Annotated in this window: 17 protein-coding genes; 16 read left to right on the forward strand and 1 reads right to left on the reverse strand. The window is 72.4% G+C overall.

Annotation, left to right across the window (positions count from 1 at the left end):
* Nucleotides 1-37 precede the first annotated feature (37 nt).
* Nucleotides 38-1,597, forward strand: coding sequence for a signal recognition particle protein (ffh, locus tag QK440_RS13935; protein ID WP_282793386.1), 1,560 nt, complete (start codon nt 38-40; stop codon nt 1,595-1,597).
* Nucleotides 1,598-1,887: 290 nt separating this feature from the next.
* On the opposite strand, the gene QK440_RS13940 is transcribed toward ffh, so the two are convergent.
* The gene (locus tag QK440_RS13940) at nt 1,888-2,739 is read right to left on the reverse strand and encodes a methyltransferase domain-containing protein (RefSeq protein ID WP_282793387.1); all 852 of its coding nucleotides are present in this window, start codon (nt 2,737-2,739) and stop codon (nt 1,888-1,890) included.
* Between the two features lie 214 nt (nt 2,740-2,953).
* Here QK440_RS13940 and proS point away from each other — a divergent pair, with 214 nt between their 5' ends.
* The 15 genes from proS to QK440_RS14015 all read left to right on the forward strand — a co-directional run bounded on the left by proS (nt 2,954) and on the right by QK440_RS14015 (nt 15,854).
* Nucleotides 2,954-4,369, forward strand: a complete 1,416-nt coding sequence (gene proS, locus QK440_RS13945) for a proline--tRNA ligase (RefSeq protein ID WP_282793388.1) — start codon at nt 2,954-2,956, stop codon at nt 4,367-4,369.
* A gap of 297 nt (nt 4,370-4,666) precedes the next feature.
* Nucleotides 4,667-5,299: a hypothetical protein gene (locus QK440_RS13950; protein ID WP_190138180.1), complete on the forward strand. Its 633-nt coding sequence runs from the start codon at nt 4,667-4,669 to the stop codon at nt 5,297-5,299.
* Between the two features lie 552 nt (nt 5,300-5,851).
* Entirely contained in the window at nt 5,852-6,286 is a 435-nt protein-coding gene (gene rpsP / locus QK440_RS13955) for a 30S ribosomal protein S16 (protein WP_282793389.1), read from the forward strand.
* Nucleotides 6,287-6,288: 2 nt separating this feature from the next.
* Complete coding sequence (locus tag QK440_RS13960; protein WP_014176063.1) at nt 6,289-6,528, forward strand: RNA-binding protein; 240 nt, start codon at nt 6,289-6,291, stop codon at nt 6,526-6,528.
* 231 nt (nt 6,529-6,759) lie between these two features.
* Nucleotides 6,760-7,398 (forward strand): ribosome maturation factor RimM, encoded by a 639-nt coding sequence (gene rimM, locus QK440_RS13965; RefSeq protein ID WP_282793390.1) that lies wholly within the window; start codon nt 6,760-6,762, stop codon nt 7,396-7,398.
* Nucleotides 7,398-8,219, forward strand: a complete 822-nt coding sequence (gene trmD, locus QK440_RS13970; RefSeq protein WP_282793391.1) for a tRNA (guanosine(37)-N1)-methyltransferase TrmD — start codon at nt 7,398-7,400, stop codon at nt 8,217-8,219. Before rimM ends, trmD begins: the two co-directional genes overlap by 1 nt.
* A gap of 174 nt (nt 8,220-8,393) precedes the next feature.
* A complete protein-coding gene (gene rplS, locus QK440_RS13975; RefSeq protein ID WP_282793392.1) occupies nt 8,394-8,744 on the forward strand; it encodes a 50S ribosomal protein L19 in 351 nt (116 codons plus the stop codon).
* Between the two features lie 45 nt (nt 8,745-8,789).
* The gene (gene lepB / locus QK440_RS13980) at nt 8,790-9,512 is read left to right on the forward strand and encodes a signal peptidase I (protein WP_282793393.1); all 723 of its coding nucleotides are present in this window, start codon (nt 8,790-8,792) and stop codon (nt 9,510-9,512) included.
* Nucleotides 9,505-10,587 carry a signal peptidase I gene (gene lepB, locus QK440_RS13985; RefSeq protein ID WP_282793394.1) on the forward strand — a complete coding sequence of 361 codons (1,083 nt, stop codon included), beginning with the start codon at nt 9,505-9,507 and terminating at the stop codon, nt 10,585-10,587. The genes lepB (QK440_RS13980) and lepB (QK440_RS13985) overlap by 8 nt, the downstream gene beginning before the upstream one ends.
* Nucleotides 10,588-10,714: 127 nt before the next feature.
* Nucleotides 10,715-11,629 (forward strand): signal peptidase I, encoded by a 915-nt coding sequence (gene lepB, locus QK440_RS13990; RefSeq protein ID WP_282793395.1) that lies wholly within the window; start codon nt 10,715-10,717, stop codon nt 11,627-11,629.
* Nucleotides 11,630-11,779: 150 nt separating this feature from the next.
* Complete coding sequence (gene lepB / locus QK440_RS13995) at nt 11,780-12,544, forward strand: signal peptidase I (RefSeq protein ID WP_282793396.1); 765 nt, start codon at nt 11,780-11,782, stop codon at nt 12,542-12,544.
* 118 nt (nt 12,545-12,662) lie between these two features.
* On the forward strand, nt 12,663-13,154 hold the full coding sequence (locus tag QK440_RS14000) for an NUDIX hydrolase (RefSeq protein WP_282793415.1): 492 nt from the start codon (nt 12,663-12,665) through the stop codon (nt 13,152-13,154).
* Between the two features lie 55 nt (nt 13,155-13,209).
* Nucleotides 13,210-13,518, forward strand: coding sequence for a DUF2469 domain-containing protein (locus QK440_RS14005; RefSeq protein WP_003965949.1), 309 nt, complete (start codon nt 13,210-13,212; stop codon nt 13,516-13,518).
* Between the two features lie 348 nt (nt 13,519-13,866).
* Complete coding sequence (locus tag QK440_RS14010) at nt 13,867-14,229, forward strand: YraN family protein (RefSeq protein ID WP_282793397.1); 363 nt, start codon at nt 13,867-13,869, stop codon at nt 14,227-14,229.
* Nucleotides 14,229-15,854, forward strand: a complete 1,626-nt coding sequence (locus tag QK440_RS14015) for a YifB family Mg chelatase-like AAA ATPase (protein WP_282793398.1) — start codon at nt 14,229-14,231, stop codon at nt 15,852-15,854. Before QK440_RS14010 ends, QK440_RS14015 begins: the two co-directional genes overlap by 1 nt.
* Nucleotides 15,855-15,963: the final 109 nt, after the last annotated feature.

The following is a 15,963-nucleotide window of genomic DNA, read 5'->3' on the forward strand; positions in this document are numbered from 1 at the left end:
ACGCTCACCATCGCCGACCCTGAGGACCGACGCCGCCGTGTTCGATACTCTCTCCGATCGCCTAGCAGCGACCTTCAAGTCTCTCCGGAGCAAAGGACGCCTGAGCGAGGCGGACATCGACGCCACGGCGCGCGAGATCCGTATCGCCCTGCTGGAAGCCGACGTGGCACTGCCCGTCGTCCGCGCCTTCATCAAGCAGATCAAGGAACGGGCGGCCGGGGCCGAGGTCTCGCAGGCGCTGAATCCTGCCCAGCAGGTCATCAAGATCGTCAACGAGGAACTGGTCGGGATCCTCGGCGGCGAGACCCGCCGCCTGCGGTTCGCCAAGCAGTCGCCGACGGTCATCATGCTCGCGGGCCTCCAGGGCGCCGGTAAGACCACGCTCGCCGGAAAGCTCGGCCGCTGGCTGAAGGCGCAGGGCCACGCGCCGCTGCTCGTGGCCTGCGACCTGCAGCGCCCGAACGCCGTGAACCAGCTCAGCGTCGTCGCCGAGCGCGCGGGCGTCGGCGTCTACGCCCCGCAGCCGGGCAACGGCGTGGGCGACCCGGTCCAGGTCGCCAAGGACTCCATCGAGTACGCCCGGACCAAGCAGTACGACGTCGTCATCGTCGACACCGCCGGCCGCCTCGGCATCGACCAGGAGCTGATGCAGCAGGCCGCGGACATCCGCGACGCGGTCAGCCCGGACGAGGTCCTGTTCGTCGTCGACGCGATGATCGGTCAGGACGCGGTCAACACGGCCGAGGCCTTCCGCGACGGCGTCGGCTTCGACGGCGTGGTGCTCTCCAAGCTCGACGGCGACGCCCGCGGTGGCGCGGCCCTGTCGATCGCGCACGTCACCGGCCGCCAGATCATGTTCGCGTCGAACGGCGAGAAGCTGGACGACTTCGACGCGTTCCACCCGGACCGGATGGCGTCCCGCATCCTCGGCATGGGCGACATGCTCACGCTGATCGAGAAGGCCGAGCAGACCTTCTCGCAGCAAGAGGCCGAGAAGATGGCCTCGAAGCTGGCCTCCAAGAAGGGCCAGGACTTCACGCTCGACGACTTCCTGGCGCAGATGGAGCAGGTCAGGAAGATGGGCAGCATCAGCAAGCTGCTCGGAATGCTGCCCGGCATGGGGCAGATCAAGGACCAGATCAACAACCTGGACGAGCGGGACGTCGACCGCACGGCCGCCATCATCAAGTCGATGACGCCCGGTGAGCGCCAGGACCCGACGATCATCAACGGCTCCCGCCGCGCCCGTATCGCCAAGGGCTCGGGCGTCGAGGTCAGCGCGGTGAAGAACCTGGTCGAGCGGTTCTTCGAGGCGCGCAAGATGATGTCGCGCATGGCGCAGGGCGGCGGCATGCCGGGGATGCCCGGGATGCCGGGCATGGGCGGCGGCCCCGGCCGGCAGAAGAAGAAGCAGAAGCAGGCCAAGGGCAAGCAGCGCTCCGGCAACCCGCTCAAGCGCAAGCAGCAGGAGGAGGAGGCCGCCGCGCGGCGTGCCGCCGCCGAGAGCGCGGCGCCCGGCGGGGCGTTCGGCCTGCCGGCGGGCCAGGGTGGCAAGGACTTCGAGCTGCCCGAGGAGTTCAAGAAGTTCATGGGCTGACCCGGCCCGTCACCGCCGGGCCGCCGCGCCTGCCGTCTCCGGTGGCCGGGCGGACGCGGTTCTTCTCGTACGACGTCCGGGGCGTCTCCCGTGTGGGAGGCGCCCCGAAGTCGTGCCGTACGCCCCGGCCGGCGGCGCCCCTGGAGGAGGCGGGCGCCTGCCGGACCGCCCGGGTCACCGGGACGGTGAGGGACGGCTGTGGACCACCGGAGGACGGCTGAGGTCCACCGGAGGACGGCTGCGGTCCGAAGGACGGTCGAGGTCCACAGGACGACTGTGGTCCGAGGGCGTCACCGGGTCCGGGCGATGAGGTAGCGGAAGACGTTGGGCATCCACACCGTGCCGTCGCGGCGCTGGTGGGGGTGGAGGGCCTCGGTGAGCTCCTTGTCGACCTGCACCTGGTCCGTGGCGCCGACCGCGGCGTCGAACAGGCCGGTGGACAGCAGGCCGCGGACGGCGCTGTCCATGTCCGCGTAGCCGAAGGGACAGGCCACGCGGCCGGAACCGGCGGGCTTCAGGCCGGCGCGGTGGGCGACGTCCTCCAGGTCGTCCCGGCAGGCCGGGCGCCAGCCCCCGGCGCGCAGGGGGTCGGCGAGCTTGGTGGCCACCCGCAGCACCGAAGAGGTCGTGCAGCGCTCCGGCGGGCCCCAGCCGACGAGCACCACGGGTGCCCCGCGCTCGGCCAGCGGCGCCGCGGCGCGCAGCAGGTCCGCCAAGGCGTCGGAGTCGCCCGCGGTGCAGCCGATGGGCTGGAACGCGGTCACCAGGGTGTACGCGGGCACGTCCGGGGCGGCGGCGTCCTCAAGGGTGCCGTCCACGAGGCGCGTGCCGGCGTCCTCACCCGGCGCGCCGTCCGGTAACAGGCGCGCGCGGGCCAGCGCGAGCCGCTCCGGCGCCGCCGGCTCCACCCCCGTCACGGTCGCGCCGCGGGAGGCGGCCATCAACAGGGCCAGGCCGGAGCCGCAGCCGAGGTCGAGCAACCGGGTACCGGCGCCCACTTCCAGTCGTGCGTACACCGCTTCCACGAGCGGAGCCAGCATCCTCTCCTGGATTTCCGCCCAGTCACGCGCGCGTGCGCACCGGTCCACACGTGGGGACGCGCCCGCGCGCGGGAGGTGTGGGTGCACAAGCGTAGGTGTCATCGAAAGCGCCCCAATCCGCCGAGAGTTGTCGAGCTGCCTGCTGTCGGTCCGTCCGCCCCCGTGACGTGTGCGCGCTCTCCCCCGTATGCCAGGGAACTCCGCTTCCGCCGTGGCGTCCAGGGGTTGTCGGGCAATGCTTGCGTGCCCCCGTCGTGCGCCCCCGCACGGCGAAAACCAGGGGCTTCCCAGGCACCCCGGACGTACCATGCGCGCCATGGCAAAGGCACCCGTACTCACGCCCCGCACGGACGACTTCCCCCGCTGGTACCAGGACGTGGTCAGCAAGGCCGAACTCGCCGACAACGGCCCGGTGCGCGGCACCATGGTCGTCCGCCCGTACGGGTACTCCCTGTGGGAGCGGATGCAGCAGGACATGGACGCCCGCATCAAGCGGACGGGGGCGCGGAACGCGTACTTCCCGCTGCTCATCCCGCAGTCCTACCTCACGCGGGAGGCCGAGCACGTCGAGGGCTTCGCCCCGGAGCTCGCCGTCGTCACGCACGGCGGCGGCAAGGAACTGGAGGAGCCGGTCGTCATCCGGCCCACCTCGGAGACCGTCGTCAACGAGTACTTCGCCAAGTGGGTGCAGAGCTACCGCGACCTGCCGCTGCTCATCAACCAGTGGGCCAACGTGGTCCGCTGGGAGCTGCGGCCGCGGCTGTTCCTGCGTACGACGGAGTTCCTGTGGCAGGAGGGGCACACCGCCCACGCGACGTACGAGGAGGCGCGCGACTTCGCCGCCCTCGTCCACCGGGACGTCTACGGCGCCTTCATGCGGGACGTCCTCGCGATGGACTTCGTGCTCGGCCGCAAGACGGCCAAGGAACGCTTCGCCGGAGCCGTCAACACCCTGACCCTGGAAGGGATGATGGGCGACGGCAAGGCCCTCCAGCTCGGCACCAGCCACGAACTCGGGCAGAACTTCGCGCGCGCCTTCGACACCCGCTACCTGTCCAGGGACGGCACGCGCGAACTGGTCTGGCAGACCTCCTGGGGAGCGACGACGCGCCTGGTCGGCGCCCTGGTGATGATGCACGGCGACGACGACGGCCTGCGGGTGCCGCCGCGCCTCGCGCCGGTGCAGGCCGTGGTGCTCGCCGTGAAGGAGGACGACGCGGTGCTCGCCGCGGTCCGCGAGGCGGGCGAGCGGCTCACGGCGGCGGGCGTGCGCGTCCAGGTCGACGACCGTACGGACGTCCCGTTCGGGCGGCGCGCGGTGGACTGGGAGCTCAAGGGGGTGCCGGTGCGCGTGGAGATCGGCCCGCGCGACCTGGAGCAGGGCACCGCGACACTGGTGCGCCGTATCGCCGGCGGCAAGCGGCCCGTGGCGCTCGGCGCCCTCCCGGAGCTGCTGCCCGCCGTCCTGGAGGAGGACCAGGAGCTGCTGCTCAGCCAGGCCCGCGAGCGCCGCGAGTCCCGTACGAGCGACGTGAGCGGCGTGGCCGAGGCCGTCGAAGCGGCGTCCGCGGGCGGCTGGGCGCGCCTGCCCTGGGCGGCGCTCGGCCCCGCGGGGGAGGCGGAACTGGCCGGGCACGGCGTGACCGTACGGTGTCTGGTCACCGAGGGCGGGTCGGTGCCCGACGCCGACGACGCACCCGGTAACGTCGCCTTGGTGGCACGCGCCTACTGAGACGCCGGATTCCGCTCGGAGGCCGTGTCCGGCCCGGTGACCAGCCACAGTCCGGTCGTCGGCGCAACAACGGCCCCCGCGCGCGGAGTTGACGCGGGCACCGGAATAATGGGGCGGCGCGGCGGGCCCCGTTTTACGGTGGCGGCGCGAGACGGACGGACGTACGCGCCGTACGCGCCACTACGTACCGGCTTGGTGGGAGCTGCGAGGCTTCTCCGCAGATCAGCGCACCCGCCCTCGTCCGGACGCATCAACGGCAACTGACGGGTACGTGCAAAATATTTGAGATGCCCCGGAATGGAACCCGGAGGCACCTCGGCTCGTTGTCACGACGTGAGCACGACACCACCTGTTCTCGCCGCAGAGCTGGCACAGGCGTGGGCCGACATTCAGCGGCACCACCCCGACCTGCCGGACCTAGCCGCGCCCGAATCCCTGATCGGAGAGTCGTCGTCCGCCTGCGGCGCCGAGCTCTCCTTCGAGCGACTGCTGCATGAAGCAGTCCATGGCCTCGCCGCGGCCCGCGGCGTACGCGACACATCGCGCGCGGGCCGCTACCACAACCGCAGATTCCTCGCGATCGCCGAGGAGTTGGGGCTCGACCATCCCGAGGAGCCACATCCGAGCAGCGGCTTCTCCCTCGTCACCCTCAACCCCGAGGCGAAGAAGCGCTACCGCCCGACCATGGAGCGGCTGCAGCGCGCCCTCAAGGCGCACTCGGCCGCGACCACGGCGGACACCTCGCGCACCTTCCGAGGCCCGGCCGCCCGGCACGGGTCCTCGGGGGGCGGCGTCCGCGTCAAGGCCGTCTGCGACTGCGGGCGCAACGTCCGCGTCGTGCCGTCGGTCCTCGCCCAGGCTCCCATCATGTGCGGCGGCTGCGGCAAGCCCTTCCGCATCCCGGAAGTGGTGGGCGTCGGCGCGGGGTGACCCCCTGCGCAGGGGGTGGTCTCCGTCCCCAGGGTCCTCCATGACCCCGGGGTACCGCCGCGGTCGGCGGCGGTGCCGGAGCGGTCGCCGGGCCGGGTGCTGCCGTGGGGGCAGTGGCCGTAGCGGTTGCCGAGCCGGTGCTGTCGCCGGGCACTCCGGGGCGGAGGGGTCCCGTGAGGCGTGGGGTCCCGCGCTGCCGCCGGGCTGTGCGTTGCCGGGCTGTGCGTTGCCGGGCTGAGCGTCGCCGTCCTCGCCGGGCCAGGTGTCGTAGGGCCGGCCGACGCCGGGCCGCGGCGGGGGCGATCATGCCCTCTGGTGCGCCGCGGGCGGTGGCGGTCCCGGCCCTGGTCCGCCGCCGCCCGCGGCGGCTCCGGGCGGTGCGACCGGCTGGAGGCGCCCCCGCCAGGGTGTGGCACAATGGCTAGCTGTACTCGACAGCCGCACAGGACCCCTCTCTCCTCCGGCTGACGCGTCCATCGGGCCACTCGGGTACCGCAACCCCACGCGGCTCTCGCAGTGCCCCACCACGTCAATCCAGGAGAACCCACTCCCGTGGCAGTCAAGATCAAGCTGAAGCGTCTGGGCAAGATCCGTTCGCCTCACTACCGCATCGTCGTCGCCGACTCCCGTACCCGCCGTGACGGCCGGGCCATCGAGGAGATCGGTCTGTACCACCCGGTGCAGAACCCCTCGCGCATCGAGGTCAACGCCGAGCGCGTGGCGTACTGGCTCTCCGTCGGCGCCCAGCCGACCGAGCCCGTGCTCGCCATCCTGAAGAAGACCGGCGACTGGCAGAAGTACAAGGGCGAGCCCGCCCCGGCGCCGCTGCTCCAGCCGGAGCCGAAGGCCGACCACCGCGCCCTCTTCGAGGCCGTGGCCAAGGACGTCGACGGCGAGCCCAAGGGCGAGGCCATCACGCAGAAGAAGAAGGCCGAGAAGAAGGACGAGGCCCCGGCCGAGTCCGCGGCCGAGTCGACCGAGGCCTGAGCATGCTCGAGGAGGCTCTCGAGCACCTCGTGAAGGGCATCGTCGACAACCCCGACGACGTGCAGGTCGCCTCGCGCAACCTGCGTCGTGGACGCGTCCTGGAAGTCCGGGTCCACCCGGACGACCTGGGCAAGGTGATCGGCCGCAACGGCCGCACCGCACGCGCTCTGCGTACCGTCGTGGGTGCCATCGGCGGCCGCGGTGTCCGCGTCGACCTCGTCGACGTGGACCAGGTTCGCTGAACCGCACGTAGCACCGGCTCGGGCCGGGGAGGGCTTCAGAGCCGTCCCCGGCCCGCAGTCGTGTGGGGCGGGGGCCGACCGGGGCCGCGCCCCGCCCACGCTCTGGGGCCGCGCCCCGCTCAGGCCCGGGGGCGACACCCCAGTCAGGCCCCGGGGCCGTGCCCCGCTCAAGCTCCGGGAGCCCCGCAAGCAGGGGCGCCCCACTCGTCAGCAGGGACAGGAGAGACACCAGTGCAGCTCGTAGTCGCGCGGATCGGCCGCGCCCACGGCATCAAGGGCGAGGTCACCGTCGAGGTGCGCACCGACGAGCCGGAGCTGCGGCTCGCCCCCGGCGCCGTGCTCGCCACCGACCCCGCCGCGCGGGGACCGCTGACCATCGAGACCGGCCGCGTGCACAGCGGCCGCCTGCTGCTGCGCTTCGCCGGCGTCCGGGACCGCAGCGGCGCCGAGGAGCTGCGCAACACGCTGCTGATCGCCGAGGTCGACCCGGACGAGCTGCCCGAGGACGAGGACGAGTACTACGACCACCAGCTCATGGACCTCGACGTCGTCACCACGGACGGCACCGAGGTCGGCCGGATCACGGAGATCTCGCACCTGCCCACGCAGGACCTGTTCATCGTCGAGCGGCCCGACGGCAGCGAGGTGCTGATCCCGTTCGTCGAGGACATCGTCACCGAGATCGACCTGGAGGAGCAGCGGGCCGTCATCGACCCGCCCCCCGGCCTCATCGACGACCGGGCGGTGATCGCCTCCAGCAGGGACACCGAGGAGGCCCCGCAGGACGCCGCCGCCCCGTCGAACGGCACCGCGTCGGACGCCGGCCCGCAGGACGCCGCTGCGGACGCCCGGAGCGAGGACGACGCCTGATGCGGCTCGACGTCGTCACGATCTTCCCCGAGTACCTGGAACCCCTGAACGTCTCCCTCGTCGGCAAGGCCCGCGCGCGCGGCAGCCTCGACGTCCACGTGCACGACCTCAGGGACTGGACGTACGACCGCCACAACACGGTCGACGACACCCCCTACGGCGGCGGCCCCGGCATGGTCATGAAGACCGAGCCCTGGGGCGAGGCCCTCGACCAGGTCCTCGCCGACGGCTACGAGGCGGGCCGCGGCGCCCCCGCCCTGGTCGTCCCGACGCCCAGCGGCCGCCCCTTCACCCAGGAACTCGCCGTCGAGCTGTCCGAGCGCCCCTGGCTGGTCTTCACGCCGGCGCGCTACGAGGGCATCGACCGCCGCGTCGTCGACGAGTACGCGACCCGCATGCCCGTCTACGAGGTCTCCATCGGCGACTACGTGCTCGCGGGCGGCGAGGCCGCCGTCCTCGTCGTCACCGAGGCCGTGGCCCGGCTCCTGCCCGGCGTACTCGGCAACGCCGAGTCCCACCGCGACGACTCCTTCGCGCCCGGCGCCATGGCCAACCTCCTGGAGGGCCCCGTCTACACCAAGCCGCCCCGGTGGCGCGGCCGCGGCATCCCGGACGTCCTGCTCAGCGGCCACCACGGCAAGATCGCCCGCTGGCGGCGGGACGAGGCGCTGCGCCGCACCACCACCCACCGGCCCGACCTGATCGAACGCTGCGACCCCGCGGCCTTCGACAAGAAGGACCGCGAAACGCTCTCCATCCTGGGCTGGGCGCCCGAGCCCGGCGGCCGATTTTGGCGCAGGGTGCAGGACGTGGAAGAATAGGCCGCTGCTGTGCGTCCAGCGTGCGCCCCTGCCACAGGGGGACACGACGCCCGCCCGACGCGTCAGCGGTCTCCGCGGTACGAGCGCCCCTGTGGGGCACGCGCCCGGAACCATCCGACTCTCATCACGACTTACCGCTGATGACCTGTGGCATCAGCGAGGAAGCAGACGATCATGTCTCACCTGCTCGACTCCGTCGACTCCGCGTCGCTGCGCAGCGACATCCCGGCCTTCCGCCCGGGTGACACCGTCAACGTCCACGTCCGCGTCATCGAGGGCAACCGCTCCCGTGTGCAGCAGTTCAAGGGCGTCGTCATCCGCCGCCAGGGCGCCGGTGTCCGCGAGACCTTCACGGTCCGCAAGGTCTCGTTCTCCGTCGGCGTCGAGCGCACCTTCCCGGTGCACACCCCGATCGTCGAGAAGATCGAGCTCGTCACCAAGGGTGACGTCCGCCGCGCCAAGCTGTACTACCTGCGCGAGCTGCGCGGCAAGGCCGCGAAGATCAAGGAGAAGCGCGAGAGCTGAGCTCCCGCGCGGGTCCACAGCGGAGCCGGATAGCATCTGGCCCCGATGGACACCGAAGCACAGCACACGGAGCGCGACCGCTCCTCCTCTCCCTCCCCGGCCACCCCCGCGCACGCGGGGGAGCCGGACACCGAGGGCAGCCAGGAGCGGTCGCGCTCCGTTTTCGCGTCCTTCGTGGCCTGGCTGCCCGGCGGCCGCCTCACCCTGGGCGCCCTGCTGACCGCGGGCGTGCTGCTCCTCCTCACCACCTTCGTGGTGCAGCCCTTCGAGATCCCCAGCGGCTCCATGGAGCCCACGCTGCGGAACGGCGACCGGATACTCGTCAACAAGTTGGCGTACCGTTTCGGAGCGGAGCCGCAGCGCGGTGACGCGGTCGTCTTCGACGGCAGCGGATACTTCGGGGACGCCGACTACGTGAAGCGCGTCGCCGGCGTCGGTGGCGACCGCGTGGTGTGCTGCGACAGACGGGGGAGGATCACGGTGAACGGCCAGGCCGTCGACGAGCCCTACCTCTACCCCGGGGACAAGCCCTCCACGGTGCCGTTCGACGTCGTCGTACCCGACGGGACGCTCTTCGTCCTCGGCGACCACCGCAGCGACTCCAGCGACTCCCGCGACCACCTGGGCTCCCCGGGCGGCGGCATGATCCCCGTGGACGACGTCATCGGCAGAGCCGACTGGCTCGTCTGGCCGCTCGACCGCTGGACCTCCCTGGAGCGCCCCGACGCGTACGCGCGCGTGCCGGCCCCCGGCGGCGCGCATGGGTAGCCGCGGCCGCGCCAAGGCCGCCCCCGGCACCGACGCCCCGCTGCCCACCGGCACCCGGCCGACCACCGGCCCCCCGCTGCCCGGCCGGGCCGAGCGGCGCAAGCTCGCCAGGAAGGTCAAGCGCCGCAGACGCCGCTCCGCGATCAAGGAGATACCTCTCCTCATAGGCGTCGCCCTGCTGATAGCACTGGTCCTGAAGACCTTCCTGGTGCAGGCCTTCGTGATCCCGACGGGCTCCATGGAGCAGACGATCCGCATCGGGGACCGCGTCCTGGTGGACAAGCTCACCCCCTGGTTCGGCAACAAGCCCGAGCGCGGCGACGTCGTCGTCTTCAAGGATCCCGGCAACTGGCTGGAGGAGGAGCGCGGCAAGAAGAAGGACGACCCGGTCGTGGTCAAACAGATCAAACAGGGCCTGACCTTCATCGGCCTCCTGCCGTCCGACGACGAACGCGACCTCATCAAGCGTGTGGTCGGCGTCGGCGGCGACACCGTGAAGTGCTGTGACAAGAACGACAAGGTGACCGTCAACGGCGTACCGCTGGACGAGCCGTACCTGCACCCCGGCAACAAGCCCTCCGACTTCGAGTTCGAGGTGAAGGTCCCCGAGGGGCGCCTGTTCGTCATGGGGGACCACCGCGCGAACTCCGCGGACTCCCGCTTCCACCGCAACGAGAAGTACAGCGGCACCGTCTCGGAGGACGAGGTCGTCGGCCGTGCCCTCGTCATCGCCTGGCCGTTCGGCCACTGGCGCAAACTGGAAGAACCCGATACGTATGCGTCCGTGCCCGACGCGCCCGACGGGTCGGACACGGCCACAGGTCCGTCGCATAGGGTGGCCCCCGGCGATCGCGACGGAATGACCGGGCTCCCGACCCCTGCGGAACTCCCGCTCGTTATGGGAGTGGTGGGCCTGCGTCGCCTACGGGGCAGGCAGCGGCACGGACTGAGGAGTGGATGTGGGGGATGTGGCGGTCGGCGCACGATCCGGACACGATGGGCCCGAGGAGCGGCCGCGGCACTCCGGGGAGCCCGCGCCCGCGCCCTCGGCGGGCGGCGTGAACGCCGCTCCTGACTCCGCGGCCCCCAAAGACGCCGGGACGCCCGGCGAACAGGGCGCGCCGGGTCAGGCCCCCGGTGTCAACTCCCAGGTCCCCGGCGCGAACCCGCAGGCCCCCGGTGCGCACCCGCAGACCCCTGGTGTGAGCCCGCAGGTCCCCGGTGCGACCCCCCAGCCCGCCGGTGAGAACACCACGGCGCCGGCCCCGGCGCCCGGTGAGGACGGCACCCAGCCCCCGAAGCCGGCGAAGGGCAAGAAGCAGAAGTCCTTCTGGAAGGAACTGCCGCTCCTCATCGGCATCGCGCTGGTCCTGGCCCTGGTCATCAAGACCTTCCTGGTGCAGGCCTTCTCGATCCCCTCGGACTCGATGCAGAACACGCTCCAGCAGGGCGACCGGGTCCTGGTCGACAAGCTGACGCCGTGGTTCGGCTCCGAGCCCGAGCGCGGCGAAGTCGTGGTCTTCAAGGACCCCGGCCACTGGCTGGACGGCGAGCCCACACCGGATCCCAACGCCGTGCAGCGGGTCCTCGGCTGGATCGGCCTGATGCCGTCCGCCGACGAGAAGGACCTCATCAAGCGCGTCATCGGCGTCGGCGGCGACACCGTGGAGTGCAAGGGCACCGGCCCCGTGAAGGTCAACGGCAAGGCGCTCAACGAGCCGTACGTGTACGCGGGCAACACCCCGTGCACCGACGACGACCAGGGCGGCCAGTTCAAGATCAAGGTCCCCGAGGGCAAGATCTGGGTCATGGGCGACCACCGGCAGAACTCCCTGGACTCCCGCTACCACCAGAACCAGCCGGGCGGCGGCGCCGTCCCCGTCGACAACGTCGTGGGCCGCGCCTTCGTCATCGCCTGGCCCCCCACCCGCTGGGGCACGCTGCCGGTCCCCGACACCTTCGACCAGCCCGGCATCAGCCAGGCGATGAGCGCGGCACCGGCCGCCCTCGGGCTCGCGGGAGCCGTCCCGATCGTCCTGTGGCGCCGCCGCCGGGCGGCCGTGACGGCCGCGTCCCCGGCCGGCACCAGGGTTTCTGGCGGAGGTACCGCCGGGTAGGGTGCGATCCCAGATCGCCGATCTTCCGCGGTCCGGTCCCGTAGCGCGTCCGTCGGTCCCCGTACGTCCGCCGGTCGCGGACGGCGGTCGGCCGCCGGGCGGCAGGGCCGCGAGGCCGCGAGGCCGTCTCCGAGCCGGGGGAGCACTGGGATGAGCAGCAGGACGGGTCGTACGGACGAGGGCCATGGACGGCTCGGCAGCGTGCTGTCGGGAGTCGCCGTGGCCCTCGGCTGCGTCCTCTTCCTCGGCGGCTTCGTCTGGGGCGCCGTCCTCTACCAGCCGTACACCGTCCCCACCACGTCCATGGCCCCCACCATCGCCGCCGGCGACCGCGTGCTCGCCCAGCGCATCGACGGCGACGACGTGCGCCGCGGGGACGTCGTCGTCTTCCGGCAGAAGACCTGGGGCGACCTGCCGATGGTCAAGCGCGTCGTCGCTGTCGGCGGCGACAAGGTCGCCTGCTGCACCCACGGCAAGCTGACCGTGAACGGCAAGGAGATCGCAGAACCGTATCTCTCCCGGGGCACCCGCCCTGCGACCACCGGCATACCGGCCACCACCGTCCCGGAGGGCCGTCTCTTCGTCCTCGGCGACGAGCGCAACGGCTCCCTGGACTCCACCGCGCACCTGGAGGAGGCGGGCAACGGCTCGGTGCCCCGCAGCGCGGTCAAGGGCCGCGTCGACGCCGTCGCCTGGCCGCTGGACGGCATGCTCGCCCGCCCCACCGGCTTCGACGCCCTGCCGGGCGGCACGTCCGAGCCCGGCCCGCTGCGGCTCCTCGTCACGGCGGTCGTCGCAGGGGCGGTACTGGTGCTCGGCGGAGCCGCGTACGGGCCCGTCGCCAGGTGGGTACGGAGGGGCCGGGACGGGCGCGGCCGGAGCGGGGCCGGGGAGGCGGCTGCCGGTGTCGGGTGAGGTGAGGGGTGAGGTGAGGGGTGCCGGGGCGGAGGCCCGTGGGACCGGCGCGGCGGTCGGGCGCGAGGCCGGGGCGGGGGAGGCCCATGGGGCCGGAGCGACTGGGGACGCGTACGGGATCGGCGGGCGGCCGCTGCGGAAGGTCGCGCGGGTGGTGCTGCTCGACGAGCGCGACCGCATCCTGCTGCTGCACGGCCACGAGCCGGGCGACCCGGCGGACGACTGGTGGTTCACGCCGGGCGGCGGCCTGGAGGGCGACGAGACGCGCGAGCAGGCCGCGCTGCGGGAGCTCGCCGAGGAGACCGGCATCACGGATGTCGAGCTCGGACCGGTGCTGTGGCGGCGGGTGTGCTCCTTCCCGTTCGCCGGCCGGCGCTGGGACCAGGACGAGTGGTACTACCTGGCGCGTACGTCCCAGACGGTGACGCGTGCGGCGGGCCTGACCGAGCTGGAGCGGCGCAGCGTCGCCGGAGCGCGCTGGTGGACGTGCCGGGAACTCGCCCGGGCACATGAGACGGTGTATCCGACCAGGCTCGCCGAGCTGCTGCGCAGGCTGCTCGACGAGGGTCCCCCGCACCGGCCCGAGACCCTGGACACGGAAATCGTGTAGAGGCCTTCGGGGCTGGCGCACAATAGGGGGACGCACGGCTGAAGGGGAACATGCCATGAGCGCCGAGGACCTCGAGAAGTACGAGACCGAGATGGAGCTGAAGCTCTACCGGGAGTACCGAGATGTCGTCGGGCTGTTCAAATACGTGATCGAGACCGAGCGGCGTTTCTACCTCACGAACGACTACGAGATGCAGGTGCACTCGGTCCAGGGCGAGGTGTTCTTTGAGGTCTCCATGGCGGACGCCTGGGTATGGGACATGTACCGGCCGGCCCGGTTCGTCAAGCAGGTCCGGGTGCTCACGTTCAAGGACGTGAACATCGAGGAGCTGAACAAGAGCGATCTGGAACTGCCGGGGGGTTGAGGGGGCTGAGGGGCTGAGGGGCCTGGCGGCCGCTGGTTACGGCTATTGGCTGGCCGCTGACCGCGAGCTGCGGGGCTTGAGGGGTCTGCGGGGTCCGGGTTGACGGCCCTATGGGTGTGCGGGGCTTGAGGGCTCGCGGGGGCTGCTGCGTCTCAGGGGCTCCGTGTGAGTCGCGGGCGGCTCGTGCGTGAGTCGCGGGCGGCTCGTGTGTGACCCGCGAGCGACTCGCCTGTGTGGCGTGTGTGATCCCGTGTGGGTGACGGAGTTGTCCACAACTCTCCGGTAGCGCACCAAGATCCACACGATGCGGCCGGCCTCGCGAGCGTTGATGTCGGAGGTGGTGCCGACATGAACGCACGGAGCGCACTCGGCAAATACGGGGAAGACCTGGCCGCCCGGCGACTCGCCGACGCCGGTATGACGGTCCTGGACCGCAACTGGCGCGGTGGCAGGACAGGAGAGATCGATATCGTGGCCCGGGACGGCGACGCGCTGGTCGTCTGCGAGGTGAAGACCCGCACGGCGGCGTCCTTCCAGCATCCGATGGCCGCGATGACACCCGCCAAGGCCGAACGGCTGCGCGGTCTGGCCGAGCGCTGGGTCCAGGAGCACGGCGGAGCGCCACCGGGCGGCGTGCGGATCGACCTGGTCGGCGTCCTGCTGCCCGAGCGCGGCGCACCCGTGGTGGAGCACGTACGGGGGGCGGCCTGATGGGATTCGCGCGTACGTGCTCGGTGGCCCTCGTCGGGGTCGAGGGCGTCGTCGTCGAGGTGCAGGCCGACCTGGAGCCGGGCGTCGCGGCGTTCACGCTCGTCGGACTGCCGGACAAGAGCCTCACGGAGAGCCGCGACCGGGTCCGGGCGGCTGTCGTCAACTCGGGTGGCGAATGGCCGCAGAAGAAGCTCACGGTCGGCCTGAGCCCCGCGTCCGTCCCCAAGGGCGGCAGCGGCTTCGACCTCGCGGTGGCGTGCGCCGTCCTCGGCGCCTCCGAGCGGATCGACCCCCGGGTCCTTGCCGACATCGTCATGATCGGCGAACTGGGCCTCGACGGCCGGGTGCGGCCGGTGCGCGGTGTCCTGCCCGCCGTCCTCGCGGCAGCCGACGCCGGGTACGAACAGGTCGTCGTGCCCGAGTGCACGGCGGCCGAGGCCACCCTGGTGCCCGGCGTCTCCGTCCTCGGCGTCCGCAGCCTGCGCCAGCTCATCGCCGTCCTCACCGACGAGCCCGTGCCGGACGAGGCACCGGACGACACCGGGCGCCCCGACCCCCTCATGGCAGGCCTCAGCCTGCCTGGAGCCGGGCTCGGCGTGGACGTGAGCGGCGGCCGGGCGGCGGACGACGACCACCGCCACGACCTGGCCGACGTGGTGGGCCAGATCTCCGCGCGGACGGCGATCGAGGTGGCGGCCGCCGGGGGACACCACGTCTTCCTGCAGGGGCCGCCGGGCGCGGGCAAGACGATGCTCGCCGAACGACTGCCAACGATCATGCCCAGGCTGACCAGGGAGGAGTCCCTGGAAGTGACGGCGGTCCACTCGGTCGCGGGCATGCTGCCGCCGGGCAAGCCCCTCGTGGACATCCCACCGTTCTGCGCGCCCCACCACTCCTCGACCATGCAGTCGCTCGTCGGCGGCGGCAAAGGCATCGCCCGCCCAGGAGCGGTCTCCCTGGCTCACCGAGGAGTGCTGTTTTTGGACGAGGCCCCGGAATTCAGCAGCCACGCGCTCGACGCGCTGCGGCAGCCGCTGGAGTCCGGGTACGTCGTCATCGCCCGCAGCGCCGGGGTCGTACGGCTGCCGTCCCGGTTTCAGATGCTCCTGGCGGCCAACCCCTGCCCGTGCGGACGCTTCAGCTTCACCGGCAACGCCTGCGAGTGCTCACCCCCCAGCATCCGCCGCTACCAGTCCCGGCTGTCCGGCCCGCTCCTCGACCGGGTCGACCTGCGGGTCGAGGTGGAGCCCGTCACGCGGTCCGAGCTGACGGCGGCGGGCACGCGGGGCGAGACCACCCGCGTCGTGGCCGAGCGGGTGCGGGAGGCCCGCGACCGAGCGGCCGCCCGCTACCGGGACACGCCGTGGCGGACGAACAGCGACGTCCCCGGCCATGAGCTGCGCACCCGCTGGCACGCCGTGCCCGGCGCGATGACGGAGGCCGAGAGCAGCCTGGAGCGCGGCACCCTGACCGCCCGAGGCTTGGACCGGGTGCTGCGGGTCGCCTGGACCGTCGCGGACCTCGCGGGCCACGACCGCCCCGACGAGACGGACGTGGCCCTCGCCCTGCAACTGCGCACGGGGGTGCCCCGCGGGGTGCCCATGGTGCTCGGGGCCCGGCCGTGAGCGCGGAGCCCGAACGGGAGGGGCTGCCTGCCCCGGCACCGGGCCCGGCCTCGGCTCCGGCACCCCCGGCTCCGCCCCGCGCGACGGCAGGCACCCCGGAAGGCCCGCC

This window comes from Streptomyces sp. CC224B (assembly GCF_030010595.1).
Lineage (GTDB): Bacteria > Actinomycetota > Actinomycetes > Streptomycetales > Streptomycetaceae > Streptomyces > Streptomyces longispororuber.

What these genes read in the sequence shown, in the direction of transcription:
- QK440_RS13940 (WP_282793387.1), bottom strand. Translation starts at nt 2,739, where the DNA reads ATGACACCTACGCTTGTGCACCCACACCTCCCGCGCGCGGGCGCGTCC.
- proS (WP_282793388.1), top strand. Translation starts at nt 2,954, where the DNA reads ATGGCAAAGGCACCCGTACTCACGCCCCGCACGGACGACTTCCCCCGC.
- QK440_RS13950 (WP_190138180.1), top strand. Translation starts at nt 4,667, where the DNA reads ATGGAACCCGGAGGCACCTCGGCTCGTTGTCACGACGTGAGCACGACA.
- QK440_RS13960 (WP_014176063.1), top strand. Translation starts at nt 6,289, where the DNA reads ATGCTCGAGGAGGCTCTCGAGCACCTCGTGAAGGGCATCGTCGACAAC.
- trmD (WP_282793391.1), top strand. Translation starts at nt 7,398, where the DNA reads ATGCGGCTCGACGTCGTCACGATCTTCCCCGAGTACCTGGAACCCCTG.
- rplS (WP_282793392.1), top strand. Translation starts at nt 8,394, where the DNA reads ATGTCTCACCTGCTCGACTCCGTCGACTCCGCGTCGCTGCGCAGCGAC.
- lepB (WP_282793393.1), top strand. Translation starts at nt 8,790, where the DNA reads ATGGACACCGAAGCACAGCACACGGAGCGCGACCGCTCCTCCTCTCCC.
- lepB (WP_282793394.1), top strand. Translation starts at nt 9,505, where the DNA reads ATGGGTAGCCGCGGCCGCGCCAAGGCCGCCCCCGGCACCGACGCCCCG.
- lepB (WP_282793396.1), top strand. Translation starts at nt 11,780, where the DNA reads ATGAGCAGCAGGACGGGTCGTACGGACGAGGGCCATGGACGGCTCGGC.
- QK440_RS14005 (WP_003965949.1), top strand. Translation starts at nt 13,210, where the DNA reads ATGAGCGCCGAGGACCTCGAGAAGTACGAGACCGAGATGGAGCTGAAG.
- QK440_RS14010 (WP_282793397.1), top strand. Translation starts at nt 13,867, where the DNA reads ATGAACGCACGGAGCGCACTCGGCAAATACGGGGAAGACCTGGCCGCC.
- QK440_RS14015 (WP_282793398.1), top strand. Translation starts at nt 14,229, where the DNA reads ATGGGATTCGCGCGTACGTGCTCGGTGGCCCTCGTCGGGGTCGAGGGC.